Here is a 26,698-nt window from a genome sequence, read left to right as displayed (position 1 = left end):
ATGTCTGCTGGCGGTGAAGTACTCACGAATGGTCTCCCGTCGCAACCTCCTCGGCGCGGTCGCCGCCACCGGCGCGGTCGGCCTCGCAGCCACTCGATTCGACCTCTGGCCGGACCTGCCGACCAGTGAGGACCCACCTGAAGACTCCGTCCTCTGCTCGCTCGAAGTCATGAACAAGGACGACGAGGCCCACACCGTCTCGATCACCGTCGAGCAGGACGGCGAAATTCTCACCGACCAGATCCGCGACCTCGACGCGATAGAGAACGACAACTATCCACCCGGCTTCGTCGTCTCCGAGAACCTTCCGACCGACCCGGGGCAGTTCGTCCTGACGGTGACGCTCGACGGGGAACAGACGAAGACATGGGACAGTCGGACGGAGCGGTCGGGTGCGCTCCGACCGTACGCCATCATTGAGGAGGGCTCTGTCCTCCGCCTCGTCAGCATTGTCGACCCACCTACCACCTGCCCAACCGGAACCGCCCCGTAACGAAACTGGAAAGACCCCGGCGGATGACCCAACGCACATGATACTCCCAGGCTCCGGGTCGCAGGCGCTCGCGGCCGAACTCGCCGGCGAACTCGGTGAGGAGCTCGCGCCGGTCGAGTTCGAGCGCTTCCCCGACGGCGAGGTGATGGCTCGCATCGGGGACGTCTCGCCCGAGCGGGCCGTCGTCGTGGCATCGACCGCAACCAGTGACGCCCATCTCGAACTGCTCCAGCTCCAGGACGCCGCCCGCGAGGCGGGCGCAGACGAGATAGTTACCGTCCTGCCGTACATGGGCTACGCCCGCCAGGACAAGGTGTTCAACCCGGGCGAGCCGATCTCCTCGCGGGCCATCGCCCGCGCAATCTCGGCCAACACCGACCGGGTCATCACGGTGAACCCGCACGAGGAGGCCGTCTGCGAGTTCTTCGCCCCCGTGGCAGAAGCCGTCGACGCTGCCTCGGTCCTCGCCGAACCCCTTCCTGAAACACTCACGGAACCGCTCTTCCTCGCGCCCGACGACGGCGCAATCGAACTCGCCGAGACCGTCTGTGACGCCTACGGCGAGGGTGAGACCGACTACTTCGAGAAGAAGCGCCTCTCGGGTTCGGAGGTCGAGATCTCCCCGAGCGACGCGAACGTCACCGGCCGGGACGTGGTCGTCGTCGACGACATCATCGCCACCGGTTCGACCATGAGCGAGTCCATCGCGGTGCTGAACGACCGCGACGCGGCGCGCGTGTTCGTCACCTGCGTCCACCCGCTGCTCGCCCAGAACGCCGTCACGAAGCTCGCCCGGGCCGGCGTGGAGACCGTCATCGGGACTGACACGCTCGAACGCCCCGTCTCCCAGGTGTCCGTGGCAAAAGTTGTCGCGGAGAAGCTGTAGGAACTAAAACACGGATTCTTTATACTTCGGTTCGCTGTTAGTGGCTGTATACCGCACACGGGTGGGACCATGCATGGGATACTTCACAAGTCGCTCAAGGGGTACGTCGAGGAGAACGTCGCGGAAGCCACCTGGAACGAGGTGATGGACGCGGCGGGTATCGAGCCGAAGCTCTATCTGCCGGTGACGCGCTACCCGGACGAGGAGTTCACGGACGCAATCGCGGCCATCGCCGCGGTGACCGACCACTCCGAGGAGACCATCCAGCGCGACGTCGGGCGCTTCCTCGCGCCGGACATCCTGAAGACGTTCAAGGCCCACGTCAAGCAGGGCTGGGGGACCCGCGAGATTCTCGCGGCGCTGGACGGGATCTACAAACAGATTCGAACGCAGGACGAGGAGTCCGCCCTCCCAGCGGTCTCGACGACCCGCCCCGACCCGGACACCTACGTGCTGGAGTACCGCTCGGAGAAGCGCCTCTGTGACCTCGGGAAGGGAATCATCGAGGGAATCGCCGCCGAGTACGGCGACGAGGTGACGATCTCAGAGGCGGTCTGTCTGCACGCCGGCGACGACCACTGCGAGCTGACGGTGGACTTCGAGTAGTCCGCTCCACCCCGATTTCTGCAACCGACTCACGTTCGTCGCCGCCGATTCACGGCCCCGAGGCCGACCAGTCCACCCAGTGCGAGGAGCGCAGCGGTCGGCCCGAAGCCGGGGATCGCCAGCGAGTCGGGGTCGTCCGTGCCGGTCGCATCCGCGGACTGCTCGCGCTCGACGAGCACCGTCACCTGCGTGTCGCCGACGCGAATCGTGTGCTCGCCCGGGTCGTCGAACGACGCGGTCGCGGTGTAGGTGAGTTCGGACCGGGCGGGAAGTTTGACCGCTCGGGCGAACTGCGTCTCCCCGTCGAGGACGAACGGGACCATCGCGCTGCCCGGCCAGTCCTCGTCGTTCTTGATGGTCGCCCGGACGGTGAACTGCTCGCCGGGGGCGACCGAGTTCGGCACGTCGATGCTCGCAACCGTGGGCGTCGCGGGCTCACGAACCGTCACGTTCAGCACCCGGTCACCGACGAGAATCCGGGCGGTACCCGGTTCGGTGGCCTCCCGGGTGAACGTGACCGTCTTCGTCTCCTCCGGGACGAGGCTGCCGGTCTTCGACTGCGTCACCTCGCCGTCGACCCGGAACGTCGTCTCGAACTCGCCCGCGCGCCCGCCGACGTTCTCGACGGTGACGTTCACCTGTAACTGCTCGCCGACCGCGAGCGTCGGCTCCGAGGAGAGCGTCTCGTTCCGGTACGGTCCCGTGACGGCCACGCCGTCGGCCGGGACGGTCGTCCGCATCAGGGCGGGGATGACGCCGAAGAGGTTCTCGTGGACCTGCCGCGTCCACATGTCGGGCGTCGCCGAGGTGGTGGTGTAGCGCCCCGCGAGCTCGGTGGTCTCGGCGGTCGATTCGGCCTCGATGGCCGCGAGGATGTCCGCGTTCGATATCTTCCCGTCCTGCCGGTTCAACTCCCTGAACACGCTCTGGAAACTGCTGCTCTGGTCGCTCACATCCCGGAGCTCGCGGTCGATGGCACCCGTGACGAGCGACCCCTTGAGATACACCGCTCCCCTGGTCCACGTTGTCGGCTCTGACAGGACCGCGGCGGCGTACGGGTCGTCCTCGCCACGCTCCAGCTTCGACTGGAACTGCGAGAACGAGATGTGGCCCTGGTCGAACGCGAGCAGGGCCGCGTAGTAGTCGGCGCTCCCCTCGATGAGCCACTGGCCGTCCTCGGTCGGCTTGAACGCCTGTCGCGTGTGGACGTACTCGTGGAGCCAGACGTTGTCGGCGGAGTCGAGTCGCGAGTCCGCCGTGACCCAGGCGTCGTCGGCACCCAGTTGCAGGCCCGCGACACTCCAGCGGACGCTGGTCGGTGCGGCGACCACCATGACGGAGGGGTCGCGGGCGCCGACCCGGAGCTGACCGCTCGCCTCCGCCATCGAGTCCAACACGGCCGTCGGCTTCTCGCGCATCTCGGCGGCCCGCGGCACGACCAGTCGGATGTGCTGCTCGCGGACCGTCGTGTCGTACTCGGTCATCGGGCCGAGATAGGCCAGCTGGCCGCCGGTCGCGCCCTCCCCGGCGACGACGGTGCGCTTCGTCAGGCCGACCGCACCGGAGCCGACCCACTTCCAGGAGGTCGCCATCTGCGGGACGCGGACGATGGCCCAGGGACCGACGTCGATGAACGCGTACGTCTCCTCGTCGGTTTCGGCCGCCGGCGTCGCGTCGGCCGTCTTCATCTGGAGAGGCGCGGCCGGTCGGTCGGTCGCGGTGTTGGGTCCGGTCGCGGCGTCGGCTGTGGGTTCCCCGCCTGCGAACTGCACGTCACGCCGCCCCGCGTCCTCGGTCTCGTTGGCGTCGACGTCGAACGTGATGGTCGCGGTGTCGCCGCTGCCGGTCCACTCGTACTCGCGAGGGCCGGTCTGTCTGAACCGCTCGGTCTCGACCACGTCGGCGTTCTGTTGCAGCGTCACGGTCAGCGAGGTCACGTCGCTGGGGATGTCGTAGACGACGTCGGTCTGTATCGAGCCTTTCTCCGTCGGCGTCAGGTGGAGGCGAACCGTTCGCTGGATGTCGGTCGTGGTCCGGTTCTGGCTGGCTCCGTCGGCGAGCGTGTCACGGTCGAACCCCTGCCCGGTCGCGACGGCACTGTCCGCTGTCGGTGCCGCCATCGCGGTGCCAGCAGGAAGCGACACGAGCACGAGCAGCGCGACGAGGAGCCGTCGGTACACGTCCTCGAAAACGGAGACCGCGAAAAAGACTCTTGTGCCTGCTCAGTCGTCCGACGCCTCGGCCTCCGCGAGCGGTTCGACGGCGAGCGTCATCGTGACGCCCTCGACCTCCCACTCCTTGCGGTGGCCGTCCTCGACGGTCGCGAACTCGGTCGCCCGGACCTCCTCGGCGATGAGGTCCTCGTGACGGCGCACGAGGTCGGCGATGCGGTCGTCGGCCACGTCGAGTTCGAGGCGGATGCGCGCCTCGATGTCGAGCTCGAGGTCCTTGCGCATCTCCTGGACACGGCGGATGACCTCGCGGGCGTAGCCCTCGCTCTCGATATCCTCGGTGAGGGTGGCGTCCACGTAGACGACACCCTTCTCGTCACCCTTCACGGCGAAGCTGCTGCCGGTGACGCCCTCGGGCGTGCGGGTGACGAACTCGACCATCTCCTCGGTGAGGTCGTCCTCGTCGACGGCCTCGCGCAGCGCGTCGAGGTCCGTGCTGTCGATGCTGGCCTCGTTGAGCGCGTTCATCACCTCGGGGGCGCGCTGGCCGAAGGCGGGGCCGAGCTTGCCCATGTCGGCGCGGGCCGCGTACTGGAGTTCGCCCCACTCCTGCTCGGGCGAGACGAGTTCGACCTCCCTGGCATTGAGCCGGTCGGCGAGCAGGTCGCGGTGGCGCTCGACGGCCTCTGCGGCGCGCGGGTCGTTCGGGGCGACGACGACGCGCGAGACGGGCCAGCGCAGCTTGCGGTCGGCCTGCTGGCGGGCGTTCGAGCCGGCTTCCTCGACGGCGCGCAGGAGCTGGACGTCGGTCTCCAGCTGCTCGTCGGCCCAGAACTCGTCGACCTCGGGGAAGTCACACATGTGGACCGTGTCGTGGCCCTCGTCGCCGGTGAGGGTGTTGTAGATCTCCTCGGTGACGAACGGGGCGTAGGGCGCGAGCAGCTTGACCACGTCGGTGAGCACGCGGTAGAAGGTCGCGTAGGCGGCCTCCTTCGAGGGGCTGTCCTCCTCGTCCCACATGCGTTCGCGGACGACCTGGATGTAGAACCGGGAGACGTCCTCGACGACGAACTGGAGCAGCGTGTTCAGCGCGCGGTCGGGGCGGCGGTGGTCCTCCCACTGCTCGGCCATCTCGGCCTTGACGCTCTGCAGGCGCGCGAGCACCCACTCGTCGACGAGTTCGGTGTCGGCCTCCTCGGGCGAACTGTGCTCCGGGACGAACCCGTCCATCCGCATGTACGGGAGCGGGAACCGGAACACGTTCCAGAGGATGTTGAGGTCGCGCTGCATGTTCTCCATCTCGTCCCACGAGAAGCGCATGTCCTCCTCCTGCGGGTTGCGCGAGAGCAGGAACAGGCGCATCGCGTCGGCCCCGTGGCGCTCGATGGCCTCGCTGGGCTCGACGATGTTCCCGATGGACTTCGACATCTTGCGCCCGTCCTCGGCGAGCGCCCACCCGTGCATGAGGACCTCGTCGTAGGGGACCTCGTCGAGTGCAGCCGAGCCCATGCCGAGCTGGGACCAGAACCAGCCGCGGGTCTGGTCGTGGGCCTCGATGATGAGGTCGGCGGGCCAGAGCTCGTCGAACTGGCTGTCGTCGCTCGGATAGTCGAGCGTACCCCACGAGGCCACTGACGAATCGAGCCACACGTCGAACACGTCGGGGACGCGGGTGTAGGTGGTCCCGTCCTCGGTGATGGTGAGGTCGTCCACGGTGGGCTTGTGCAGGTCGACCTCGTCGGGGTCGACGTCCTGGTCGACGCGCTCGGCGAGTTCCTCGCGGGTGCCGACGACCACGACATCGCTCATGTTGCCGTCCCAGTTTTCAGGGACCCAGATGGGGATGGGGATGCCCCAGTAGCGCTGGCGGGAGACGTTCCAGTCCGGCGAGTCCTCGACGAAGTTGCGGAACCGCTCGTCGCGGGCCGACTGGGGCCACCAGGTGCTGTCCTCGATGTTGTCCAGCAGGTCCTCCTTGATGTCGGAGACGGTGATGAACCACTGGTCGGTGACGAGGCGGACGATGTCCGTGTCACAGCGCCAGCACTGCCCCTCGCCCTCGACGAGGTAGTTCTCGTCGTGGCCGAGCAGGAAGCCCTTCGCCTCCAGGTCCGCGATGACGTTCGCGTTCGCGTCGCGGACGAACTGGCCGGCGTACTTGCCAGCCTGCTCGGTGTAGGTGCCGTCGCCACTGACGGGACAGAAGATCTCGAGGCCGAGTTCCGAACCGCGCTCGAAGTCCTCTTCACCGTGCCCGGGTGCGGAGTGGACCATCCCGGACTTGTCGTTGGCGTCGGGGTACTCGGCGGTGTACACCTGGCCAGCGCCCTCGCCGTGGGGGTGTTCCGGGACCTCCTCGGCCAGCGGGTGCTCGTACGCCCAGCCGACCATCTCTTCTCCCGAGACTTCCTCGACGACCTCGTAGTCCTCGTAACGGCCCTCCTTGAGGACCTCCTCGACCTGTGGCTCGGAGACGTAGAGCACCTCGCTCTCGCCGTCCTTCTCCGCGCGCACGCCGACGTAGGTGGCGTCCTCCTCGACGGCGACGAAGGTGTTCGCGGGGATGGTCCACGGGGTCGTCGTCCAGATGACGAGGTTGCCTTCGCGCTCGGTCAAGGGGAACTTGACGTAGATCGCTGGTTTGTGCACGTCGTGGCGCTCGACCTCGTTGTTGGCGATGGCGGTCTCACACCGTGGGCACTGGTTGATAGAGCGCTTGCCCTGCTCGACCAGCCCGCGCTCGTGCGCCTGCTGGAAGCCCCACCAGGCGGCCTCCATGTACTCCGGCGAGAGGGTCTTGTACGGGTCGTCCCAGTCCATCCAGACGCCGAAGGACTGGAAGTCCTCGTCCATCGCGTCGAGGTTGCGGTTGGCGAAGTCCTTGCAGGCCTCGATGAACTTCTCCTCGCCGTACTCCTCGATGTCCTTCTTGTTCTCGAAGCCGAGTTCCTCCTCGACCTTCGTCTCGATGGGCAGGCCGTGCATGTCGTAGCCCGGCCGGTCGGTCACGTCGTAGCCCTGCATCCGGTAGAAGCGGATGAAGGCGTCCTTGAGCGACTTGTTCCAGGTCGTGCCCATGTGGGCAGCGCCGGAGGTGTACGGCGGGCCGTCGACGAAGAAGAACGGCTCGCAGTCCTCTCGGTGTGTCTTCGTCTGCTCGTAGGCATCCACCTCGTCCCAGTAGTCGAAGATACGGTCTTCGACGTCGTGGGGGTCGTACTGGTCGGATACCTCCCCGAATCGTTCCATGTGCGGAGTGACTCACTCCGACATTAAATGGGAATCGGTCCTGCAGGTGGGATTGTGGCGGACGCTATCGGAACGGACAGGCCGGGTAGCCGTCGATTCCATAGCAGTTCCGCGTGTCGTTCTGGCCGAGCTGGTGGCTGTGGCCCGTGGCGGCGTGGTGGTCCGGAACGGTCGGGACGGGCGAGTCGGGCGACTGGTCCACGTCCGACACGACGACGCCGGCACTCAATCCGGCGACAGCGATGCTCAGGAGGAACACGGCCACGAGCATTCTTTTCGACATCCTTGGGATAGAATAATTCCCACAAGACAATATTAGTTTCGGGACTATACCTATGGAATTATAGTGGCAGTCACGGTCGCATCGCTCCGGAGTCGGCAGTAGCAACGTTCGGTGGCGTGACGCGGTACGCGCCAGCCCACTGGTCCGGTGGTCCGGTCAGTCGTCGACCCGCAGCCGATAGAACGAGCCGTCGTCCTCGAACACCGTCATGACGTGGTCGTCGAGCGGCGGTCGGAAGATGCTCTCCGGGTGTTCGTGCGACGGTTCCACCGGTTCGTCCGTGAATATCGACCCCATGTCCCCCGACATGTCGTCTAGAAAATCATAGGTGGCTTACATCAAGGCGCGGCCTGAATATTCAGGCGGTCCGGCCCCCTACTCGTCGGCTCGCGACTCGAAGATGCTCTGCGGGAATTCGTGCGTCGGCTCTCGTTTCTCGTGGGCGAAGATACTCCCAGCGTCCCCTGTACTCATTTCAATCCGACGATTCGACCCGTGTGATATGAAGCTGTTGGCCGAATGAGATATTTTCGGGGCGGTCTCGCGAGAATTATGTCGTCGTCGGTTCCGCCGGGTTCGCGGTTCTCAGTCGGCGAGGAGAAGCTTCACACGGGGGAGCAGGCGCTTCTGTCCCACGAGGTAGACCGCGCTGTAGAGCAACAGGCCACCGATGACCGCGTACCAGACGGTGAGGATGCTGAAGCCGTCCGTGAGCAGATTGTGCAGGCCGGCCAGCTCGGTGCTCGCGCCCAGGGCCGAGAGTGCAACCGCGACCACGGCATACGCGAGTATCGCCAGGAGTTCGGGGATCAGTTCGGAGAGTATCGTCAACATAGCCGTCTCGAATCTCTCCCCGAATATCTACCTTTCGCCGTGGCGGCGACGAAACGGTTTTGACGACGGGCAGACCTCTCTCAGCTATGCGCACTCGTTCGAGAACGTATCCGGAACTGGCGAAACTCGGCTTCCTGCTCGGTCTCGGCCTGTTCGTGGTCGGTGCGGGCGGCGAGGTCGTCGGTCACGCACTGTACGACACGCTGCCGGCCTGGGAAGACACCCTGTTCACGGACTCCATCCTGTTCGGCATCCTGACCGCGTTCTTCTCGCTGGCGGTGTTCGGCGTCGTCCTCCCGCTCATCGAGTGAGATGCCCCGTTTCCCCGCTGCCGACGACGCGCTCGTCGTCGAACCGGGGTGTACCCGCTGTCCGCAACTCGCCGAGTGCCGACAGCGCATCGCGTGGGGCAACGGCCCGCGCGACGCCGACGTGGTCGTGGTCGGTGAAGCCCCGGCTGCCGGCGACCCCGACGCGGACCGCTGGCAGGGCGGCAACCTGACCGGGCTGGCGTACACCTCCCGGCACTCCGGCCGACGGGTTCGGGACCTGTTCGCCACAGCAGGCCACCCCGACGCCTACTACACCAACGCGGTGAAGTGCTTCCCCGAGGCGGCCGAGGGCGGGACGAACCGCGAACCGACCCCCGAGGAACTCGCGAACTGCCGCGCCCACCTCGACACAGAACTCGCCCGCATCGACCCCGCCGTGGTCGTCCCGACGGGAACGCACGCCACCGAGACCGTCTTCGCCTTCGACGGCCGCTCCATCGACGGGTTCCTCGACTCGGTGCTGGAACCGGTCGAATCGCCGGCACTGGCCTGTGTCGTGCTGCCCATCTTGCACCCGTCCTATCAGGACGTGTGGGTCTCACGGCTGGGCTACGAACCCGACGAGTACGTGGCGGCACTCGGTGACGCGCTGGATAGACTGGTCGGGTAGGCTGATATCAGGTGCACGTACTGGTAATCACCGGGGATTTGGGGTGTGGCTTTTTGTCGGTCGAATCCCCACCCTCGGCTGTGCAAGTCCCCGAAGCCGGCGACACGGACACCTTCACGCGAACGTTCACCCGCGAGGAGGTCCGCGAGTTCGCCGCCCTCTCCGGAGACGAGGGCACGCACCACGTCGAACCCGACGAGGACGGCCGCCTGCTCGTCCACGGCCTCCTGACGGCGACCCTGCCAACCAAGATCGGCGGCGACTACGACGTGCTCGCCCGCGAGATGGACTTCGAGTTCCCCCGCCCCGTGTACACCGGCGAGGAGATAACCTGCCGCTGGCGGTTCGAGCACGTCACCGAGCGCAAATCGCGGTACATCCTGTCCGCCCGGGCAGTGTGCCGGGACGAGTCCGGCGAGGTCGTCCTGCGCGCCCAGGTGACCGGCGTCATCATGAAATAGCGAGGAAGCGGTCGAACCACTGTGCTGGCGCAGACGAGCACGCCTTCCGGTCGTCGGCCGTGATTAGTCCGCGGTGAACACGTCGTGGCCGGTTTCGACGAGCGTGACGAACCGCTCTGCAACCTCGGTGAGGAATGTCTCGTCGTTTAATACTTCAGCGGAGTCCACATCCCAACTGAATCCTACGATTCTATCACGCGACCTATTCGGATTCACATGGAATCCCTGGACCTCGAAGACCTCTGCGTTCGCAAGAAGTGTGTCTAACGTGTCCTCGTCTTGGCCCATATAGTCGATAGCAACGATGATAGAGTTCCACTCGACTGGCCGAAGATAGAACACGTATTTCAACCCATCTGGATGGTCGGTATGGTTTGACTGGAGTCTCGGCCGATAGCTATCCGTGTTCTCGAAAGCCAGACCCGGCGACCCTGATTCGACCAGATGTCGTACCTTCGGGAAGGTGAGGTCGACGAGTTCGGAGATGACTTCGGGGTACGTTGGGTTCGCTGCACGCGCTGGCCGAACACGGGACAGGTCGTAGTCGACGACTGTGTTCGTGGCGACAGTTCGTTGTTGGGACCCATCGCGCTCAAAACATTGGACCTCGACACACTGGATGTTCATTCCATTGTTTAGGAGGTAACGTGCATTTTGTTCGGTTTGTCTCGTTATCTCTTCGGCGACGACGACCATTCGTTGCTCCGAGTTGAACTCGTCGGGTTTTAGTGAGACACCGAATACCGATTCGTGAGCATCCCGGAGTGCGTCTGCAGGGGCCAGACGTTCGGGCACGTCCCAGCGGCCCTGAGCGATGTCCGATTTGTAACGTTGGTACACCTCGTTTAGTCTAGCATAGTCGTAGGAGTGAATCGATTGGGCGTAGGTCTGCGGTTGACCGAGAATCGTTTCCTCGCTCGCACTCCCTGTGCCACTCTTTCCAGCTTTGAGTTCGAACACCTGAACATTTCCGAACTTATCGAGCGCCAGCAAATCCGGAATACCGCCTTCGAGTGGATATTGGCGACTAAATATGAACACGTCCTCGTCGAGGAGCATCGCTGGATTCGCGTGCAGGAGCGACTCCAGCTCCTCTTCGGATTGAACGGCCGCTCTGTCGTACTGCTCCGTCCTCTGGGTTGAAGCAGATTCGACTCGGTCGAAGACTCGCATACGATACGTCCGGCTGTGTCCTATATTTGTCTAATGGGTCTGACTAGTCAGCACGTCGTCTGGACGACGTTCTAGTCTTCGGCATCTTTACCATTCTCCCAGGAACCGCGCCGCGGCGTCCCGGAACAACCCCTCGAGTGCCTCCTCCGACAGGTCGCGCGACAGCAGGTGCTCGCGCTCGCTCGCGTACTCGTACGGGACGTTCGGGTAGTCGGAGCCGTACATGATGGAGCCTGCCAGCTCCTCGAACACCGAGTCCGCGACGCTCGCCGGGTCGAAGTCCATGGTCTCGGGTATCGCCGCCGACATCGCGACCGACGTGTCCAGAAACACCTGGTCGTGGGCGCGGGCCTCGGCGACGAACCCGTCTACGTCCGGCGCGCCCATGTGGGCACAGCAGACTCGAATTTCAGGATAGGAGGCGACGAACTCGCGAAACGGCCCGAGCCCGACAGTCTCGGAGTCTCCGAAGTTCGGGGCACGCCCGGCGTGCAACAGAACCGGCCGACTGTACTCGGCACAGAGCTCGAACGCCGGGTCCAGTCTGGGGTCGTTCGGCGCGGCGTCCTGCACCGGGCACTGGAGTTTGAGTCCCCGTGCCCCGCCGTTCAGCGCGTCCCTGACCACGCTCCGCACGTCGTCCTCGGGGTGGACCGTCGCGAAGGGAACCGCCATCTCGGACTTCCCGGCCTGCTCCAGCACCCACTCGTTCAGCTTCGCGGCCAGCCCCGGTTCGTGGGCGTACGGCAGCGCGAGGTACCGATCGACGCCCTGCTGGCGCAGCACTGACTCCATGGCGGTTCGCTCCGTCGGGTGGTCGATGGCCCAGCCGAGGTCACGCGAGAGGGCGTCGCGGATGGCGGCCATCAGCCGGTCCGGCATGAGGTGGACGTGGGCGTCGGTCGCGGGGGCGAAGGGCATGTGCGAGGGTGCTCGGCCTGCGACCATGAGGTTTGTCCCGGTGCCCCGCTGCCCTCGCCGGGAAACCTTGATACTCCAGCCACGAGACTCCCCGCACATGGACGACTGCATCTTCTGCCAGATCATCGCTGGCGACATCCCGAGCCGCACCGTCTACGAGGACGACCACGCCTTCGCGTTCCTCGACGTGAACCCCCTCGCGCCCGGGCACACCCTCGTCATCCCGAAGAGCCACCACGAGACCCTGAACGACCTGCCCGCCGACGAGGGGTCGGCCGTCTTCTCGGCGCTGCACGACCTCGTCCCGCGCGTGGAGGCCGCGGTCGACGCCGACGGCTCGACGGTCGCGTTCAACAACGGCGAGGCAGCCGGCCAGGAGGTCCCGCACGTCCACGCCCACATCGTCCCGCGCTTCGACGGCGACGGGAACGGCCCCATCCACGCACTGTTCGACGGCCCGGGCGAGATGGCCGACGAGGAACTGGACCGCATCGCCGACGACATCGCGGCGACGGAGTAACCGGGGCGAGAGGCCGTGGAATCCGGACATTTTTTAACCGAAAACGGCGGAGGAATTAGCATGACGACTCAGGAGCGCTCCGCCGCCATCGTCGGCGCGACCGGCGGGGCGGGCGCGACCCGCCTCACCGTCGAACTCGCCGCCACGCTCGCCCGCGACGGCCGGAGCGTCGCCGTCTTCGACGCCTCGTTCGCCACGCAGGGCCTCAGCCACTACGTCCACGGCCGCATCGACATCGACGTGACGCGCCTGCTGACCGACGACTCGGTCCACCAGCGCGCCGCCATGATCGACCTCGGTCTCGACACGCCCGCCCCGGTCGTGGTCTGCCCGGCGTACGCCTCCCTCGAACGCTTCGCCCGCGCCAAGTCCGGGGAGGCCGCCGACCGCTTCGGCGAGATAATCCGTCGGGCCACCGAGAGCTACGACCACGTGCTGGTCGACACACCGCCGGTCGCGGACAACCCCTCTATCGCCGCGGTGAACGCGGCCGACCGGGTCGCCGTGGTCGTCCCGCCGTCGAAACGCGGCGTCGACACGCTCCGACGCACCGAGGACCGCCTCGCGGACATCGGTGCCGGGGCGGACCGCGTGCTCGCGAATCGGGTCGAAGACCTCGACGAGCACCCCGTCGAGTCAGTCGACGTGGCCATCCCCCGGTCCGAGGTGACCGACGTGGCTGGCTCCCCGGTGTGCGTCACCGGTGAGACCGGCCCGTTCGCCCAGACCGTCGCCACCGCGGCCGAAGCCGTGTTCAACACCCAACTCGGCATCGAGTTCCCCCGCGGTGGCCTGCGCGAGCGCCTCGCCTCGCGGTTCTGACCACCCGACTGCGAGCGCGACCTATATACCGCTATTGTGTGCTCGAATCGGGTCAATATCGCTGTATACAAAACGTACAGAAGCTATACCCGGGTTTCACGGCAAGCGTGGGATATGCGCGAACACGCCCGCGACACCGGGACCGACGACCTCGCCGGCCTGTCGGTTGAAGACGCTGCCGAGGTCGTTCTCGACCGAGACGAGTCACGCGACCGGGACGATGTCGAGCGGACGCTCCAGCTAGTCGCCGATGACGGCGTCGTCACCTGCGAGGCCGTCGACGACGCGCTCGGGCGGGTGTCGAAGGTCGTCGCCACGCCAGAGACGCGCGTCGAACTCGCTCTATGACGGGTACTGAGGGATATATAGTGGTCTGTCAGTACGGTCTCTCTCACCTTCTGACACGGCCGCGGGCCCCTCATGCCGCCCCGGCACGTATCTCGACCATGCCCGCCGTCTCCGCCGAAATCGAGCAACACCTCACGAGCGACCCGTCACAGGTCGCCTACCTCTCGACGTGTACCGGGACCCGGCCCCACGTCGCGCCCGTCTGGTATCGGTACGAGGACGGTGTCGTCGAGATCGTCACCACCGGCCGGAAGCTGGCGAACCTTCGAGAGAACCCGCGGGTCTCGCTGGCGGTCAGCGCCGACACCGAGGGCGTCCCGGAGTGGACGGTCACCCTCCAGGGGACCGCGACGGTCGTCGACGACGCGGAACTGACCCGGGAAGCGAACGCGCGAATCAATCGCAGATACGGCATGCCGGAAGACGCCTGGGAGGAGAACGTGCTGGTCCGAATCGCGGTCGGCTCGGCGAGCCTGCGGACCTACGACTAGAAGAAGTCGTCCGCGCCGCGCATCGTCTCCGCCAGCGCGTCGCGCTTGTGGACCGCCGCGTTGCCAGACCGCGAGAGTGCGCCCGTGACCACGTCCTCGGCCCCGGAGAGTGGGTCGTGGCTCTCGACGAACGCCGCGAGGGCGAACTCGGTCTCGCCCGCACCCGTGAGCGCTCGGGCGTCCGCACGGGAGACTCTCGCGTCGAGCCAGTCGCGAACGAGACGACGGCCCTGTGGTGAGAGCGGGGAGACGCCGTCCAGCCCGAGCAGGTGGAGCACCTTGGCGGCGTCCATGGGTGCCACGCCCGCCTCGTGCCCGGCGGCGTCGATGGCCGCTCCACCGGCGTACGCATCCACGACGGCGGCCGCGGCCGTGGCATCGCAGGGCAGGTCTGCCTCGTACTCGGTCAGGCGCTCGGTGAGCGTCCGGTCGGTCTCGTCACTGCAGGCGACCCCGCGGTCGCGCTGCTCCGTCGTCACACACAACCCATCCGCGATATCCGACAGCGCCATTGTTGGCCTCTTGTACTGCATGAAATAAAAAGCACAGGGTTCGACACTCGAACCCCTTCGTTTCGAGTCGAACAGAAATATAATGTCGTTGCTGTCGTCCGGTTTCTGTGGTTGGTGTCGCTCCATAAACTACTTTCACTCCGGTCTGCCTTCTCGGCGTGAACCGACCGGTCACCGGTCGCTTCGACCCGCCCCGACCTCGGGTTTTCGTCGCAATCGTCTCCCGTTTAAATAACCCGTCGGCGCGTAGTTCCGAGTATGAGCAAAGCGATGCAGTGTTGTCCGGAATGCAGTGGTGCCCTCGACCGCGACCGCGACGAGACGGTCTGTGACCAGTGCGGCCTCGTCGTCGGCGCGGACCGCATCGACCGCGGCCCCGAGTGGCGGTCGTTCTCCGACGGCGATGCCTCTGGCAAGCGAACCGGTGCGCCCCTCACACGGTCCCGTCACGACCGCGGGCTCTCAACCGAAATCGGCTACGGGAACACCGACACCCGCCTCACTGGGCGCAAGCGTCGGACCCTCACGCGGCTTCGCCGCCAGCACAACCGGGCGCGGATCGCCACCAAGACCGACCGGAACAAGGTGTACGGCTTCACCGAGATCCGTCGCATCGTCGGGTCGCTCTCGCTCCCGCGGAGCATCCGCGAGCAGGCCTGTACCCTGTTCGAGTCCGCCCAGAACGAGGACCTCCTGCGTGGGCGCTCCATCGAGGGGTTCGCGTCGGCCGCGGTGTACGCGACCTGCCGGGTCCGGTCCATCTCGCGGACGGTCGACGAGGTCGTCGACGAGTCCCGGGCCGACGAGGCGGAACTGCAGGCCGCCTACGACGCGATGAACCGCGAGCTCGGGCTGCCGACCGGCCCCATCGACCCGAGAGAGTACCTCGCGCGCTTTGCGACCGAACTCGACCTCCCGAACGCGGTCGAGCGACGGGCCAGGGAACTCGCGGGCGACGCGCTGGACGACGGGCTCGCCTCGGGCCGGAACCCGAGTGGGTTCGCCGCGGGCTGTCTGTACGCCGCGGCCAGGGACACGAACGCGCACCTCACCCAGGCCGCGGCTGCCGAGGTCGCCGACGTCTCGACCGTGACGGTCCGGTCGGCGTTCTACACGGTCACCGAGTCGGAGTAAGGCAGTCCCGCGGCGAGACCGCAGCCGCGAGCGAGTCGAACGCCCGGGCGACCGGCCCGTCCGGGGCCACCTCCTGCACCGGCTGCCCGGTTCTCCCGGCCCGTCGGACCGCCGCCGAATCTGGTATCGTCGTGACCGGGGCACCGAGCGCCCGTTCGACCGCCGCGGCGGGCGGCCGGTCGCCGACCTTGTTGAGGACGACCTGGGCCAGGCCAGCGTCCAGCTCCCGTGCCAGCGCCCGCGTCCGCAGCGCGTCCGGGAGCGCGAAGGCATCGGGGAGCGCGACGAGCACGGACCGGTCTGCCACCAGCAGGGGGATGCCCGCGTCGGCGGCCATCCCGGCCGGACAGTCGAGTATCACGTCGCCGTAGGCGTGTTCGACCGCTGCAGCGGTCCGGACGAGTTCGGTCACGTCGGCAGCGCGAGCACCCGCCAGGCTCCGCCCACAGGGCAACAGCTTCACGGGCCCGTCCTCCCGCACGGCTTCAACCGGGTCGGCCCGCCCCGCCAGCACGTCGTGGAGGTCCGGCCCGTGCGCCGTCGGCAGGTCGGCCATCCCGAGGTCCCCGTCGACCACCACCGCGCCGGTCGCTGCCCCCAGATTGTACGCGACCGTCGATTTTCCCACGCCGCCCTTCCCACCGGTGACGGCGAGCCTCATCGCGCCTCCAGCGTCGCCAGCAGTCGCTCTGCGCGGTCGGCGACCGCCTGCGCCCGTTTCCGGTCGCGCTCGTCCGGGTCGTCCCTCGCTTCGAGTGCGTCGAACCAGGCGGCGACGGCACGGGGTGGCTTGGGCGACGGGGCAGGCGGAGTCTCGGCAGACGGCACGGCGTCACCCGGTGGCGTCGGGTCCCCGAGCGTCCGGACCAGCCCGGTCGCCGAGTGCGGGAGGACCGCCTCGGCTGGTGTCGTCGGGGCTTCCGCCGCAACCGAGAGGATGCTCACGGCATCGCGCACGGACTCCGGCGCGTCGGGGCTCGCGAAGCCGATGCCGCGGGTTCCACCAGCCGGGACGACCAGCGTCACCGACTCACCGTCCCACCCTGCCTCGGGGAGGCCCTGCCGACGTGGCTCCCACACGGTTTCCAGCCCCGTCTCGAGCGTTACTTCCCGCGGTCTCGTCCCGTCGTTCGCGACCGTCGCCGCCACGAACGTCACGCAGTCGCGCCTGTCCGTCTCGACGTGTATCTCGACCATGCCCACTCTGGCCGCGCGTTCGGATTTAAACGATGACGACGGGGGCGTCGAGCACCCGCGCGGCGTCCTCGGCCGAGGCGAACCGGTCGGTGGAGAGGACGACAGGAGCGTCGAGGGACGCCAGCCGAACGACGGCGAGCGCGGCCGACAGCTGGTCGGTCTCGGCGACTGCCCTGGCTCCAGCAGCGGGTTCAGATGCGCCGGGAACCGCATCGAGGGCCGTCCTGACCTCAGCGTCCAGCTGGCGCACCAGCCACGCCGTCGCCTCCCGGCGCAGGTTGTCGCGCCGGTCCTCCAGCCGGAGCCGTCGCTCGCGGTCGTCCCGGTTCGACCGGGCGGCCTGTCGTGCCTGCACGAGCGTCTGCTCGGCGGCGATGCGGGCCGTCTCGGTGTCCGTCAGCGCTTGCAGCGCCTCCTGCAGGGCTTCCTGCGTCTCTGCGACCGGGGAACCGACGTCCCGCCGAGCCCGTAGTTCGCCCTGGAGCGTGGCGACTCGCTCGCGAAGCCGTTCTTCGGTCGCGCTCACCTCGGCGACCTGCCGACGTGCGTGCTGGAGGTCGATGGTCTGGGTGGCTGGCTCGGCCAGCGCGTCCTCGACCCGCTGAAGTGCACCAGCCTGTGGCGGCTCGAAGCCGCGCTCCCGTGCGACGGCGGCGAGTGCCTGCCGACGCGAGAATCCCGTGTTCGGGCCGAGGTGAGCGACGTGTTCGTGGACCGGCCCCGGCGTGGGAGCCTCGACGGTCAGCTCGTGGGCGGGTTCGCCAGCGATGGCCGCCACCACGGCTGTCGGTTCGACCGGCCGGTCCCGGAGGTCGACCGCCCGCCCGGTGCGAACCCATCCGTCTCCCGCGATTCTCACCACGTCTCGTCGTGGGCCGTCCCGGTTCACAGCTCCCGGTCGCGCATCGTCTCGGGCGCGGGATGGTCGGTCCCCGACGCGAACTTCGCGTAGGGTGTGTACGGCGACTCCCGTGCCTCGAACGCAGCCGCGGCCCGTCGGGCCCGTTCGAACCGCGATTCGAACTCGTTCAGCGGCTCGGTCCGTTCCACCTGCACGTCGCCCTCACCCGTCGCCCGGAGTCGTAGCGCACAGAACGCCCCGAACTCGGTCGCCTCGAACAGCGCCGCCCGCCCGAACCGCCGCACGACCACGTCCTCGTGGCGGTTGCAGACGTTCCGCAGGGCCTGGCGCGCCGCCTTCGAGTAGGTGATGACGAGGAACACAATATTCATTGACGAATCGGTGTAAAAAACTGTTCGGTCGGCGGTGGGGACGGGTCGGGTCCGCCGGTTCAGTCCGAGACGCGCTCGACGTCCAGTGCCTGCGGCGCGTCCGCCCACAGCTCCCGCGCCCGGTCTCTGGCATCGGTCGGCCCGTCGGCGACGACCACCACGCCACGCTCGTCACCCTGCACCCGGTACACCGCGAGCTCGGGCACGTCGAACTCGCTGACGTAGGTCCGCAGGATGGCCTGGACGCGCTGCTCCATCCCCGCCAGATCGACCTCGCCGCGTTCGAACTCGCCGAGGACCTCCTCGACGTTCCGGAGTGCCGAGATTCGGTCCATCAGGTCGTTCGGAGGTGGTCGGTGCGGGGCTCGTACACCTCGCCCTTCTGTTTCAGTTTCTCTATCTCGTGTTCGGCCTTCGAGCGGTCCATGCCGATCTCGTCGGCCCGCTCGAGCACCACGTCGACCGGCGCACCCTCGTCGTAGTCCTCCTCGATGTCGCTGATGAGGCCCTTGAGGTTCTTGATGCGGTCGCGCTGGCTCTTGGACTGGCCCGTCTCGATGACGTCCGCGTCGAACTCGCCCGTCTCTGGGTCGACCCCGATGTTCTGCAGGCACTCGCGCACGATGGTGATGACGCGGTCGGCGTCGGAGTCGTCGACCGTATCCGACAATCGCATCCGCGCCGACGCCTCCGAGAGCCGCACCAGCGCCTCCAGCTTCCGGGCCGTCACCGGCACCGGGGCGTCCTCGTCCGCTCCCTTCGAACGCAGGTCCACGTAGAAATCCCGGATGGCCTCGCGTGCCTCCTCGGTCATCCGCGGGTAGCAGTTCTGCTTCGCGTAGGCGATGTACTTGCGAACCAGGTCCGCGTCGATGTCCGGGTCGACCGACTTCGTCATCTCCGCGACCTCCTCGTCGCTCACGTCGTGGTTCGTCATGTGGTTGCGCTGCGTGTGCAACTCACCGGCGTAGTTCGTCGTCAGGATGTGGTCTGCCAGGTCGCGGTCCTTCTCGGGGTCCGGACTGTCCGTCACCGTGAAGATGAGGTCGAACCGCGAGATGAGCGCCGGCTCCAGGTCGATCTGCTCCCCGATGGGCTCGTACTGGTCGAATCTCCCATATTTCGGGTTCGCCGCACCGAGGAGCGAACAGCGCGACTTGAGCGTCGCGTTGATGCCCGCCTTGGAGACCGATATCTTCTGCTGTTCGAGGGCCTCGTGCATGGCGGAGCGGTCCTCCGGTCGCATCTTGTCCAGCTCGTCCACCGCCGCGATGCCCTGGTCGGCGAGCACGAGCGCCCCGGCCTCGAGGGTCCACTGCTGGCCGTCGCCGAAGTCGTCGCGAACCGCAGCTGCGGTCAAACCGGCCGAGGACGAACCTTTCCCAGACGTGTACACCGACCGGGGTGCAATATTCTGGATATATGATAGCATCTGGCTCTTCCCCGTACCGGGGTCCCCTATCAGAAGCATATGTAGGTCGCCACGAATCCGCGACCCGTCGGGCAGGTGTTTGGTCACGCCGGAGAACAGCTGCAACATCATCGCGAGCTTCTCCTGGTCGTAGCCGAAGATGGAGGGGGCGATGGAGCCGACCATCTTCTCGTAGATGTCGGGCTCGTTCGAGAGGGAGACGATCTCTTTCTTGTCCTCCTCGGTGATCTCCATGTCCTCGAACTGCTCTTCGTCGACCTTGACGGAGACGCCCTCCATGTAGTGGTCGAAGATGGGCGATTTCTCCTGCTGGTTGCCCTGTTGTTCGAGGCGGAGGATGCCGGTGCTGGCGACGTGGTCGCCGGGGGTGACTTCGCCGGTGATGTCGTCTTCGATGTGGATGTCGATGGCCTGTGGCGTCTCCCCGCCGCGGAGGCCTTCGGGGGACTCCTGGACGCGGAGCTTCTGGGCGTCGACGAACTCGGACTGGTCGTGGTTGAGGATGAACGGGCCCTGTCGTTCACAGCCCTGGCACTCGTGGGGTTCCTGGAAGCTGCCGGTGGACTGTGGGATGCGGGTGAGGGTGCCACAGCGCTGGCACTCGAAGGCGGCGACCTCCATCTTGGACTTGACGTCGGTCGCCTTGCGGACGATACCGCGGACCGTGACGAGGGTGTTGACGTGCCGGGAGCGGAGGTCACGGATCTCGGTGCTGTCCGGGAGCGGGTGGATACGGACGTGGGCCTGCCCGAGGCTCACGTCGACCGGGAGGTCGTAGAGGCGCAGCGCCTCCTCGGCGTACTCCTGGAGCTGTTCGGGCTGGTTGCGGTAGTCGTCGGCGAGGTCGGAGTCGTACTGGAAGATGTCGTTCCAGTCGAGATAGAGCGAGCGCTTCTCGTTGGGGTATTTGCGTGCGAGCTCCCCGATTTCGTCGCGATAGTAGTCCCGATAGAACTCCAGAAACGCGTCGACGAGTTCGGCGTTGTCCCCTTGAGCCATTGGACCAGACTAGAGTCGTCTCCGCCTAAGAAGGTTGGCAAAGCGGGCCGGAAGTGTTCGAGTTCCCGGTCGCCCGGTTCGAACTCGAGTCGCCTGGCCGGTCCCCGCGTCGCCCGGTTTGCGCCTGGTCGGCGCGCTCAGTAGCCGTACAGCGTCCCGGACTGCCCGAAGACGACGTAGCCGACCACTTCGGAGGTGTGGTTCACCTCGGTGTCCGAACTCTTCTCCTCTTCGACCTTCACCTCGACACCGGAGCCGTCCAGGGTCTGGTACCGGAGGCCGGCGGGGTCGCCGCCGTCGGTGGTCTGCTGGGCGGCGAGGAACACCGGGGCGGTCCCGAAGTTCTGCGCGCCGAAGTCGATGCGGTACCATCTGTGGGTCACCTTGTTCGGGGTCGACGCGACCTGCACCGCGGTGCCGTCGAGCTGGCCGTCACCTTTCGCGATGGCGACGTAGCCGACGGTCTCGGTGGCGTGGCCGCCGCGGGCTTCCTCCTCCTGGAGGCGGACGGTGAATCCGCCCGTCGAGACGCTCTTCATGCGGGTCACGACCGGGTCGTCCTCGACGACGGTCTGGACCTGACTCAGCACGACGGGGGTCGAACTGAACTGGGTGCCGAACGCGACGAAGTCGTCCGCTTCGTCGACCTCGACGGTGCCGGCTTCCAGGGTTCGGCCGTCCGCGAGCGTGTGGCTGCCCGCCTCGACGACCATGTACGAGACGGTCTCCGTGGTGTGGCTGCCGTCGGCGATGAGCCACTCCTCGAGGCGGAACTCGAAGCTGCTCGGGCCGACGTTGCGGACCCGGACGTGGAGTGCGTGGTCGCCGTTGTAGCTGGGCGGTTCCATGACGACGACCGGGTTGGCGTAGGTGTTCGACAGCGACACGGTGTGCCACTGGTCACGGCTCGACTGCGAGACGGTCACGCGACCGGTCTCGCCGATGGCCGTGGGCTCCTGGTCCCCGACGCCGAGCACCTGGTCGACCATGACGAGGCCGTAGCCGGTGTCGTAGTCGAAGCCGGGCGCACCGAGGTCGTCCGTCGACTGCACGAGTCTGGTCCGGACGTCGTCGGGCGAGAGGTCACGCGTCCCGTCCTGCAGGTCCTGTGCGAGCAGGAGGGCGACGGTGCCGGAGACGTGCGGGGTCGCCATCGAGGTGCCGCTCATGGTGGTGTAGCCGTTCCCGCGGGCGGTCGAGTAGACGCTGACGCCGGGTGCAGCGACGTCGAGGTCGGGCCCTTCCGCGCTCCACGTCGGGGTGCCGTCGTTGCTGTTGGTCGCAGCAACCGCGATGGCACCGGCGCACTTGGCCGGGTAGCGCACGTCGTCGCTCGACGTATCCCCGTCGCCGCTGTTGCCGGCCGCCGCGACGACGACCGACCCGGCGGCGGTGGCGCTGTTCACCGCGTCGCAGAGTCCGCCCTCGCTCGGCCCGCTGAGGCTCATCGAGAGGACGTCCGCGTCGTCTGCGGTGCCGATGACCCCGTCGGGGCCCTTGACTGCCTCGTCCATCCCGGTGATGATGACCGAGTAGGGCGCGCTGCCGGAGCTGTCGAGCACCTTGACGGAGTACAGCGACACGTGCGGGGCCACCCCGACGACGCCGAGACCGTTGTCCTCGGCGGCGACCGTGCCGGCGACGTGAGTCCCGTGCCCGTTGTCGTCGTTGGCCGCCTGCTTGCCGTAGGATAGTTCTTCGGTCGGCCAGCAGAAGATCCACCAGCACTCCTGGCCGGAGGTCACGCGAACGCCCCAGTCGACGTTGTTCTGGAGGTCCTCGTGGTCGTAGTCGATACCGGTGTCGATGACCGCGACCTGGACGTTCGACTGGTCGGTGGCGTCGAGCCCTGCTGTGGCGGCAGCCTGAGCCTCGATGCGGTCGATGCCCCACGGCGTGGTCTGGGTTGCGGCTGCAGGGTCGACGGTTGCGATGGCGTCGGGGTAGACTCCCGCGACGTTCGGGTTGCGTTCGAGGCCGCGGACGGCCCGCCCGGGGACCATCGCGAACGCGACCGGCACGAGGTCGACGTCCTCGCCGCCGGTGACCCAGCCACCCGCCGCCTCGATGGGTGCGGCGCTGCGTGCGGCGTGGTCGGTGAAGACGACGATGACCCGGGTCATGTCGTCGGGACCGACGCCGACGGGCGGTCCGCCAGCACCGGGTCCGTCATCCGGGCGGTCGCCAGGGCCTGCTTCGGGCCCATCGCCAGGGCCGTTGCCCGGTGCGGTTCCCGGCCCGTCTCCGGGTGCGGCTCCGACACCGTGCCCGTTCCCGGTCGCGGTCCCCGCGACGGCCGAGAGCAGGACGACGACGGCCAGCGCGAGGGCGAGCGCGCGCCGGTTCACCGTAACCACCGCCACTGCTCCGGTATTATCCCGTGCGATGCCACCCCGTGGTCCCCTTTTGGTGTCATGATGTCCGTCTCCCCCAGGTCGCTGGCTCCCCGGATGTGCCGGTCCGCGAGCGAGTGACCTACTAGATTTATGAAAGTACTCTCACGGGCTTGAACGTTCTCGAACCGTAACGTGGTTACGGGGCGGGAGGGGGGTGTCCGTGCGTAACCCTCACTCCAGTGAATATTCCAGCACGTACCAACGTACAAGTACGCGGGGAGCCGAGTCCGACCCGATGCGCACGACGCTCCGCCGGTACGCCCCCTACGCAGCCCTCGCGCTGGTCGGACTGCTCCTGCTTTCGGCCATCGGGGCCTACGTCTACTTCGACGTGCTGGCCTACGACGCCGTCGAGCCCATGTCGGCGGTCGAGGCAGACCACGACGTGGTGGTCGAGCGCGCCCAGGGGGGCTACGTCATCCGCGACCCGGATTCGGCGGCCGAAACCGTCGGACTGGTGTACTACCCCGGCGGCCGAGTCTCTCCAGATGCCTACGTCGAGACACTCGCGCCACTGGCGGCCGAGCACGACGTGACGGTGTACGTCCCCAAGGTTCCGCTCAACCTTGCGGTGCTAGCTCAGGGGAAGGCGACCGCCGTCATCGAGGCCGACGAATCGGTCGAGACGTGGTACGTCGGCGGCCACTCCCTCGGCGGCGCGATGGCCTGCCGCTACGCCGCCAACAATCAGGAACGCGTCGAGGGGCTGGTGCTCGGGGCGTCGTACTGCGACGTGTCCATCGCGGACTCGGACCTGGCGGTGCTCGCGGTGACCGGAACCCGAGACGGCGTGTTGAACCGTGACCGCTTCGAGTCGAGCCGGTCGAACCTCCCCGCCGACGCGACGTTCGTCGCCGTCGAGGGCATGAACCACTCGCAGTTCGGGCACTACGGCGGACAGTCGGGCGACGATCCGGGGACGATTTCGACTGCACAAGCGCACGAGCAGTTCGTCGCTGCCGTGGTCGAATGGTTGTGTGCCGAAGGCGAACCCGTCGGCTGTGAGAGTCAGGCTGGCGGCCAGCTGGTCGCGAAGGTGTAGTCGTCTGCCCTGGTGATGTCGGTGTGGGCCGTCTTCGGTGGCTTGACGCGGAGAATATCGACGACTGTCTGGGGGTTCGACCGACAGTGACTGCGTACTATCTGGTTCTTGACTTGTTATGTTCGACGAAAAACCGGGGATGGGACCGCTGAGAATTGAACTCAGGTCCAGACGTCCCAAACGTCCGAGGATACCACTACCCTACGGTCCCGTACCCGGACCTTTCTCCCGTCCGATGTAAAGCGTTTCGTTCCACATCCCCTCGTCCCACCCGGTAGCACACTGCGCGATTTATCCCATCGCGCGCCTTCCTCTCGACCATGGTCACGACCATCGAACTCGCCATCCTCGTTCTCGTCGTCGCGTTCTTCCTCGGGGCACGCCGGGTAGTCGACACGGTCAAACCGTTCATCGTGAACACGGTCGTCGGGTTGCTCGTGCTGTTGCTGGCGGCGTGGTTCGGCGTCGGTGTCGCGGTCACGCCGCTGGTCCTGCTCGTCGTTGCACTCGGGGGCGCACCGGGAGCGGTGCTCGTGCTCCTCCTGCACGTGTTCGGTGTGGCGTTCCTCGCCGCCCCGCTGGCCTAGATGCCCCAGATGGCGGCGATGCCGACGGTCGTGACGACCGCGAAGATGAGCTGGAGCGGGGTCCCGATCCGGGCGTAGTCCGTGAAGCGGTAGCCACCGGGACCGTAGACGAACAGGTTGGTCTGGTAGCCGACGGGGGTCATGAACGCGGTCGAGGCCGCGAACGTGACCGCGAGGACGAACGCGTACGGCGAGGCCCCGAGTCTGGCGGCGGCGTCGAACGCGACCGGTATCATGAGGACGACGCTGGCGTTGTTCGAGATGACGTTGGTGAGCGCGGCGGTCAGGACGTAGAACAGGCCGAGCACGGCTATCTGGGGGAGCACGTTGGCGCTCTGGACGAGGACCTCGGCGATGTAGAGCGCGGCACCGGTGTTCTGCATGGCGGTGCCGAGCGGGATGACGCCGGCGAGCAGGACGATGACGTCCCACTGGACCGCGTCGTACACCTCGCCGGGTTTGAGACAGCCCGTGAACACCATCGCGAGGGCCCCGGCGAGGGCGCTCACGACGATGGGGAGGACGTTCAGTGCGGCGAGACCGACCACCCCGCCAATGATGCCGATGGCGATCGGAATCTTCTCTTCGCGGTAATCGTGGCGCTCGATCTCCTGGGCGACGATGAAGTCACGGTTCAAGTCCAGGCGCTCGATGGAGTCGGCGGTCGCCTGCACGAGCAGGGTGTCGCCGACGCGGAGGACGATGTTGTCCATACGCTTGCGGATGAGTTCGCCACCGCGGCGCAGGGCGAGGACGGTGGCGTCGTAGCGCTGGCGGAAGTTCATGGAGGTGAGCGACTCGCCGACGAGGTCGGAGCCGGGGGCGACGACGACCTCGACGAGGTTCTCGTCGGCTTCTGCGAGTTCGAGTTCCTCCTCGGTGACCTCGAAGTTCGGGACGAGCTCGAACCCTTCGACGTCCATGAGTTCGACGAGGGTATCGCGGTCGGTGCGGACGAGGAAGATGTCGCCGGCCCGGATTGCCTTCGGACCGAGCGGTTCGAGGAACACCTCGTCGCCGCGGACGAGCTGGACCAGGTCGACGTCGAAGTCGGTCTCGACCAGCGCGTCCCGCACCGTCTGGCCGATGAGGGGAGAGTCCTCGCGGACCTCGACCTCGGTCAGGTAGTCCGCCATCTGGAACTCCTCGGTGAGGTCCTCGCGGGCCTTGATGCGTTCGGGGAGGAGGTAGCGACTGAAGACGAGGAGGTAGATGAAGCCGACGATGGCGACCACGATACCGAGCTGGGTGAACTCGAACATGGAGAAGCCGTCGGCGAGCCGTGCCGAGCCGACCGGCGCGTCGTCCCGGGTCGCGATGTCGCGGGCGACCTCGCTGGCGAGGATGTTGGTGGAGGTGCCGATGAGGGTGAGCATCCCACCGAACATCGAGGCATAGGAGAGCGGGATGAGCAGTTTCGAGGGCGAGGTCTTGCCCTTGTGGGCGATGTCGGTCACCATCGGGAGGAGGATGGCGACCGCGGCGGTGTTGTTGATGAAGCCCGAGAGCGGGGCGACGACGCCCATCGTCGCGCTCAGCTGCCTGGTCTCGGATTCACGGGTGAACGCCGCGATCTTGCGCCCGAGAATCTGGATGATACCGGTGCGCTGGACCCCATCCGACAGGATGAACATCGCGAGGACGGTGATGGTCGCGGTCGAGGCGAAGCCGGCGATGCCGAGTTCCGGTGCCGGGCCGGTCTCGGCACTCCCCAGCAGGTAGAGCGGACCGCCGATGAGCCCGAACCGAGCGAGTTGCTCGGTGAGCGGTCCGGTGGCGAGCAGCACCACCATGATGCCGAGCGCGGTAATGTCGACCGGGACGGGTTCGGTCGCGAAGAACACGAGCGCAACGAGGACCAGCGCGAAGACGTAGAGTATCTCGGGCGTGAGTGCGACCACAGGCCGTGGAACGGTTGGCCACAAGAAAAGGCTACGGAAACCGGGAGGACTGACGAGAGCCTGGA

29 protein-coding genes and 1 tRNA gene are annotated in these 26,698 nt (G+C 66.9%); 13 read left to right on the top strand and 17 right to left on the bottom strand.

Translation table 11 applies throughout. The features are described from left to right. Positions 1-28: 28 nt before the first annotated feature. From ACSC1S_RS15775 to ACSC1S_RS15765, 3 genes are all read left to right on the top strand, one after another. A complete protein-coding gene (locus ACSC1S_RS15775) occupies positions 29-493 on the top strand; it encodes a twin-arginine translocation signal domain-containing protein (RefSeq protein ID WP_435365125.1) in 465 nt (154 codons plus the stop codon). Between the two features lie 37 nt (positions 494-530). After that, positions 531-1,379: a ribose-phosphate diphosphokinase gene (locus ACSC1S_RS15770; RefSeq protein ID WP_435365124.1), complete on the top strand. Its 849-nt coding sequence runs from the start codon at positions 531-533 to the stop codon at positions 1,377-1,379. Between the two features lie 69 nt (positions 1,380-1,448). After that, positions 1,449-1,985 carry a heme NO-binding domain-containing protein gene (locus ACSC1S_RS15765; protein WP_435319778.1) on the top strand — a complete coding sequence of 179 codons (537 nt, stop codon included), beginning with the start codon at positions 1,449-1,451 and terminating at the stop codon, positions 1,983-1,985. 29 nt (positions 1,986-2,014) lie between these two features. Here ACSC1S_RS15765 and ACSC1S_RS15760 read toward each other — a convergent pair whose 3' ends face one another. From ACSC1S_RS15760 to ACSC1S_RS15740, 5 genes are all read right to left on the bottom strand, one after another. After that, positions 2,015-4,165 carry a CARDB domain-containing protein gene (locus tag ACSC1S_RS15760; protein ID WP_435365123.1) on the bottom strand — a complete coding sequence of 717 codons (2,151 nt, stop codon included), beginning with the start codon at positions 4,163-4,165 and terminating at the stop codon, positions 2,015-2,017. Between the two features lie 42 nt (positions 4,166-4,207). Beyond that, the gene (gene ileS, locus ACSC1S_RS15755) at positions 4,208-7,405 is read right to left on the bottom strand and encodes an isoleucine--tRNA ligase (protein ID WP_435365122.1); all 3,198 of its coding nucleotides are present in this window, start codon (positions 7,403-7,405) and stop codon (positions 4,208-4,210) included. 64 nt (positions 7,406-7,469) lie between these two features. Then, positions 7,470-7,688 carry a hypothetical protein gene (locus tag ACSC1S_RS15750; RefSeq protein ID WP_435365121.1) on the bottom strand — a complete coding sequence of 73 codons (219 nt, stop codon included), beginning with the start codon at positions 7,686-7,688 and terminating at the stop codon, positions 7,470-7,472. A 156-nt stretch (positions 7,689-7,844) separates the two neighbouring features. Next, the gene (locus ACSC1S_RS15745) at positions 7,845-7,997 is read right to left on the bottom strand and encodes a hypothetical protein (RefSeq protein ID WP_435365120.1); all 153 of its coding nucleotides are present in this window, start codon (positions 7,995-7,997) and stop codon (positions 7,845-7,847) included. A 276-nt stretch (positions 7,998-8,273) separates the two neighbouring features. Beyond that, entirely contained in the window at positions 8,274-8,522 is a 249-nt protein-coding gene (locus ACSC1S_RS15740; protein WP_435365119.1) for a DUF8151 family protein, read from the bottom strand. Positions 8,523-8,608: 86 nt separating this feature from the next. Here ACSC1S_RS15740 and ACSC1S_RS15735 point away from each other — a divergent pair, with 86 nt between their 5' ends. The 3 genes from ACSC1S_RS15735 (at position 8,609) to ACSC1S_RS15725 (ending at position 9,925) form a co-directional block, all read left to right on the top strand. After that, positions 8,609-8,833 carry a DUF7860 family protein gene (locus ACSC1S_RS15735; RefSeq protein ID WP_435319773.1) on the top strand — a complete coding sequence of 75 codons (225 nt, stop codon included), beginning with the start codon at positions 8,609-8,611 and terminating at the stop codon, positions 8,831-8,833. Between the two features lies 1 nt (position 8,834). Next, the gene (locus tag ACSC1S_RS15730; protein ID WP_435365118.1) at positions 8,835-9,464 is read left to right on the top strand and encodes a uracil-DNA glycosylase; all 630 of its coding nucleotides are present in this window, start codon (positions 8,835-8,837) and stop codon (positions 9,462-9,464) included. Between the two features lie 80 nt (positions 9,465-9,544). Continuing rightward, a complete protein-coding gene (locus ACSC1S_RS15725) occupies positions 9,545-9,925 on the top strand; it encodes an FAS1-like dehydratase domain-containing protein (RefSeq protein ID WP_435365117.1) in 381 nt (126 codons plus the stop codon). 63 nt (positions 9,926-9,988) lie between these two features. On the opposite strand, the gene ACSC1S_RS15720 is transcribed toward ACSC1S_RS15725, so the two are convergent. Together ACSC1S_RS15720 and ACSC1S_RS15715 are read right to left on the bottom strand one after the other, a co-directional pair. Further along, positions 9,989-11,098 (bottom strand): PDDEXK family nuclease, encoded by a 1,110-nt coding sequence (locus ACSC1S_RS15720; protein ID WP_435365116.1) that lies wholly within the window; start codon positions 11,096-11,098, stop codon positions 9,989-9,991. Between the two features lie 87 nt (positions 11,099-11,185). After that, a complete protein-coding gene (locus ACSC1S_RS15715) occupies positions 11,186-12,019 on the bottom strand; it encodes an amidohydrolase family protein (RefSeq protein WP_435365115.1) in 834 nt (277 codons plus the stop codon). A 97-nt stretch (positions 12,020-12,116) separates the two neighbouring features. On the opposite strand from ACSC1S_RS15715, the gene ACSC1S_RS15710 reads away from it, so the two are divergent. The 4 genes from ACSC1S_RS15710 to ACSC1S_RS15695 all read left to right on the top strand — a co-directional run bounded on the left by ACSC1S_RS15710 (position 12,117) and on the right by ACSC1S_RS15695 (position 14,200). Next, positions 12,117-12,539 carry an HIT family protein gene (locus ACSC1S_RS15710; RefSeq protein ID WP_435365114.1) on the top strand — a complete coding sequence of 141 codons (423 nt, stop codon included), beginning with the start codon at positions 12,117-12,119 and terminating at the stop codon, positions 12,537-12,539. 60 nt (positions 12,540-12,599) lie between these two features. Continuing rightward, positions 12,600-13,361: a ParA family protein gene (locus ACSC1S_RS15705; protein ID WP_435365113.1), complete on the top strand. Its 762-nt coding sequence runs from the start codon at positions 12,600-12,602 to the stop codon at positions 13,359-13,361. Positions 13,362-13,475: 114 nt separating this feature from the next. After that, positions 13,476-13,709 carry a hypothetical protein gene (locus tag ACSC1S_RS15700; protein ID WP_435365112.1) on the top strand — a complete coding sequence of 78 codons (234 nt, stop codon included), beginning with the start codon at positions 13,476-13,478 and terminating at the stop codon, positions 13,707-13,709. Between the two features lie 98 nt (positions 13,710-13,807). Then, entirely contained in the window at positions 13,808-14,200 is a 393-nt protein-coding gene (locus tag ACSC1S_RS15695) for a pyridoxamine 5'-phosphate oxidase family protein (protein ID WP_435365111.1), read from the top strand. On the opposite strand, the gene ACSC1S_RS15690 is transcribed toward ACSC1S_RS15695, so the two are convergent. Further along, complete coding sequence (locus ACSC1S_RS15690; RefSeq protein ID WP_435365110.1) at positions 14,197-14,712, bottom strand: DUF7858 family protein; 516 nt, start codon at positions 14,710-14,712, stop codon at positions 14,197-14,199. The genes ACSC1S_RS15695 and ACSC1S_RS15690 overlap by 4 nt on opposite strands. A gap of 258 nt (positions 14,713-14,970) precedes the next feature. On the opposite strand from ACSC1S_RS15690, the gene ACSC1S_RS15685 reads away from it, so the two are divergent. After that, positions 14,971-15,846, top strand: a complete 876-nt coding sequence (locus ACSC1S_RS15685; protein WP_435365109.1) for a transcription initiation factor IIB — start codon at positions 14,971-14,973, stop codon at positions 15,844-15,846. Here ACSC1S_RS15685 and ACSC1S_RS15680 read toward each other — a convergent pair. The 7 genes from ACSC1S_RS15680 to ACSC1S_RS15650 form a co-directional block, all read right to left on the bottom strand. Then, positions 15,830-16,507: a MinD/ParA family ATP-binding protein gene (locus tag ACSC1S_RS15680; protein WP_435319763.1), complete on the bottom strand. Its 678-nt coding sequence runs from the start codon at positions 16,505-16,507 to the stop codon at positions 15,830-15,832. The two genes, ACSC1S_RS15685 and ACSC1S_RS15680, sit on opposite strands and share 17 nt — an antisense overlap. Then, positions 16,504-17,043, bottom strand: a complete 540-nt coding sequence (locus ACSC1S_RS15675) for a DUF7857 domain-containing protein (protein WP_435365108.1) — start codon at positions 17,041-17,043, stop codon at positions 16,504-16,506. The genes ACSC1S_RS15680 and ACSC1S_RS15675 overlap by 4 nt, the downstream gene beginning before the upstream one ends. Positions 17,044-17,068: 25 nt before the next feature. Then, the gene (locus ACSC1S_RS15670) at positions 17,069-17,902 is read right to left on the bottom strand and encodes a DUF7856 family protein (protein WP_435365107.1); all 834 of its coding nucleotides are present in this window, start codon (positions 17,900-17,902) and stop codon (positions 17,069-17,071) included. 26 nt (positions 17,903-17,928) lie between these two features. Further along, complete coding sequence (locus ACSC1S_RS15665) at positions 17,929-18,267, bottom strand: DUF7855 family protein (RefSeq protein WP_435319760.1); 339 nt, start codon at positions 18,265-18,267, stop codon at positions 17,929-17,931. A gap of 68 nt (positions 18,268-18,335) precedes the next feature. After that, positions 18,336-18,611, bottom strand: a complete 276-nt coding sequence (locus tag ACSC1S_RS15660; protein ID WP_435319759.1) for a DUF7854 family protein — start codon at positions 18,609-18,611, stop codon at positions 18,336-18,338. Beyond that, entirely contained in the window at positions 18,611-20,707 is a 2,097-nt protein-coding gene (locus tag ACSC1S_RS15655) for a minichromosome maintenance protein MCM (protein WP_435319758.1), read from the bottom strand. Before ACSC1S_RS15655 ends, ACSC1S_RS15660 begins: the two co-directional genes overlap by 1 nt. 137 nt (positions 20,708-20,844) lie before the next feature. Further along, on the bottom strand, positions 20,845-23,055 hold the full coding sequence (locus ACSC1S_RS15650; RefSeq protein ID WP_435365106.1) for a S8 family serine peptidase: 2,211 nt from the start codon (positions 23,053-23,055) through the stop codon (positions 20,845-20,847). A gap of 283 nt (positions 23,056-23,338) precedes the next feature. Between ACSC1S_RS15650 and ACSC1S_RS15645 the strand changes: the two genes are divergently transcribed. Then, positions 23,339-24,145: an alpha/beta fold hydrolase gene (locus tag ACSC1S_RS15645; protein WP_435365105.1), complete on the top strand. Its 807-nt coding sequence runs from the start codon at positions 23,339-23,341 to the stop codon at positions 24,143-24,145. Positions 24,146-24,285: 140 nt separating this feature from the next. On the opposite strand, the gene ACSC1S_RS15640 is transcribed toward ACSC1S_RS15645, so the two are convergent. Then, positions 24,286-24,356, bottom strand: a tRNA-Pro gene (locus ACSC1S_RS15640). Positions 24,357-24,465: 109 nt separating this feature from the next. On the opposite strand from ACSC1S_RS15640, the gene ACSC1S_RS15635 reads away from it, so the two are divergent. Continuing rightward, on the top strand, positions 24,466-24,732 hold the full coding sequence (locus ACSC1S_RS15635) for a hypothetical protein (RefSeq protein ID WP_435319755.1): 267 nt from the start codon (positions 24,466-24,468) through the stop codon (positions 24,730-24,732). Here the strand turns inward: ACSC1S_RS15635 and ACSC1S_RS15630 are convergent. Next, on the bottom strand, positions 24,729-26,633 hold the full coding sequence (locus tag ACSC1S_RS15630; RefSeq protein ID WP_435365104.1) for an SLC13 family permease: 1,905 nt from the start codon (positions 26,631-26,633) through the stop codon (positions 24,729-24,731). The two genes, ACSC1S_RS15635 and ACSC1S_RS15630, sit on opposite strands and share 4 nt — an antisense overlap. Positions 26,634-26,698: the final 65 nt, after the last annotated feature.

This window comes from Haloarchaeobius pelagicus, from assembly GCF_051207375.1.
In the GTDB taxonomy this organism is placed as follows: domain Archaea; phylum Halobacteriota; class Halobacteria; order Halobacteriales; family Natrialbaceae; genus Haloarchaeobius.
This window is presented reverse-complemented; position numbering and strand designations above follow the sequence as displayed.

Excerpts from the sequence above, each read along its gene's own strand:
- ACSC1S_RS15775 (WP_435365125.1), top strand. The coding sequence starts at position 29 with ATGGTCTCCCGTCGCAACCTCCTCGGCGCGGTCGCCGCCACCGGCGCG.
- ACSC1S_RS15770 (WP_435365124.1), top strand. The coding sequence starts at position 531 with ATGATACTCCCAGGCTCCGGGTCGCAGGCGCTCGCGGCCGAACTCGCC.
- ACSC1S_RS15765 (WP_435319778.1), top strand. The coding sequence starts at position 1,449 with ATGCATGGGATACTTCACAAGTCGCTCAAGGGGTACGTCGAGGAGAAC.
- ileS (WP_435365122.1), bottom strand. The coding sequence starts at position 7,405 with ATGGAACGATTCGGGGAGGTATCCGACCAGTACGACCCCCACGACGTC.
- ACSC1S_RS15750 (WP_435365121.1), bottom strand. The coding sequence starts at position 7,688 with ATGTCGAAAAGAATGCTCGTGGCCGTGTTCCTCCTGAGCATCGCTGTC.
- ACSC1S_RS15745 (WP_435365120.1), bottom strand. The coding sequence starts at position 7,997 with ATGTCGGGGGACATGGGGTCGATATTCACGGACGAACCGGTGGAACCG.
- ACSC1S_RS15740 (WP_435365119.1), bottom strand. The coding sequence starts at position 8,522 with ATGTTGACGATACTCTCCGAACTGATCCCCGAACTCCTGGCGATACTC.
- ACSC1S_RS15735 (WP_435319773.1), top strand. The coding sequence starts at position 8,609 with ATGCGCACTCGTTCGAGAACGTATCCGGAACTGGCGAAACTCGGCTTC.
- ACSC1S_RS15730 (WP_435365118.1), top strand. The coding sequence starts at position 8,835 with ATGCCCCGTTTCCCCGCTGCCGACGACGCGCTCGTCGTCGAACCGGGG.
- ACSC1S_RS15720 (WP_435365116.1), bottom strand. The coding sequence starts at position 11,098 with ATGCGAGTCTTCGACCGAGTCGAATCTGCTTCAACCCAGAGGACGGAG.
- ACSC1S_RS15715 (WP_435365115.1), bottom strand. The coding sequence starts at position 12,019 with ATGCCCTTCGCCCCCGCGACCGACGCCCACGTCCACCTCATGCCGGAC.
- ACSC1S_RS15710 (WP_435365114.1), top strand. The coding sequence starts at position 12,117 with ATGGACGACTGCATCTTCTGCCAGATCATCGCTGGCGACATCCCGAGC.
- ACSC1S_RS15705 (WP_435365113.1), top strand. The coding sequence starts at position 12,600 with ATGACGACTCAGGAGCGCTCCGCCGCCATCGTCGGCGCGACCGGCGGG.
- ACSC1S_RS15700 (WP_435365112.1), top strand. The coding sequence starts at position 13,476 with ATGCGCGAACACGCCCGCGACACCGGGACCGACGACCTCGCCGGCCTG.
- ACSC1S_RS15695 (WP_435365111.1), top strand. The coding sequence starts at position 13,808 with ATGCCCGCCGTCTCCGCCGAAATCGAGCAACACCTCACGAGCGACCCG.
- ACSC1S_RS15690 (WP_435365110.1), bottom strand. The coding sequence starts at position 14,712 with ATGGCGCTGTCGGATATCGCGGATGGGTTGTGTGTGACGACGGAGCAG.
- ACSC1S_RS15685 (WP_435365109.1), top strand. The coding sequence starts at position 14,971 with ATGAGCAAAGCGATGCAGTGTTGTCCGGAATGCAGTGGTGCCCTCGAC.
- ACSC1S_RS15680 (WP_435319763.1), bottom strand. The coding sequence starts at position 16,507 with ATGAGGCTCGCCGTCACCGGTGGGAAGGGCGGCGTGGGAAAATCGACG.
- ACSC1S_RS15675 (WP_435365108.1), bottom strand. The coding sequence starts at position 17,043 with ATGGTCGAGATACACGTCGAGACGGACAGGCGCGACTGCGTGACGTTC.
- ACSC1S_RS15660 (WP_435319759.1), bottom strand. The coding sequence starts at position 18,611 with ATGGACCGAATCTCGGCACTCCGGAACGTCGAGGAGGTCCTCGGCGAG.
- ACSC1S_RS15655 (WP_435319758.1), bottom strand. The coding sequence starts at position 20,707 with ATGGCTCAAGGGGACAACGCCGAACTCGTCGACGCGTTTCTGGAGTTC.
- ACSC1S_RS15645 (WP_435365105.1), top strand. The coding sequence starts at position 23,339 with ATGCGCACGACGCTCCGCCGGTACGCCCCCTACGCAGCCCTCGCGCTG.
- ACSC1S_RS15635 (WP_435319755.1), top strand. The coding sequence starts at position 24,466 with ATGGTCACGACCATCGAACTCGCCATCCTCGTTCTCGTCGTCGCGTTC.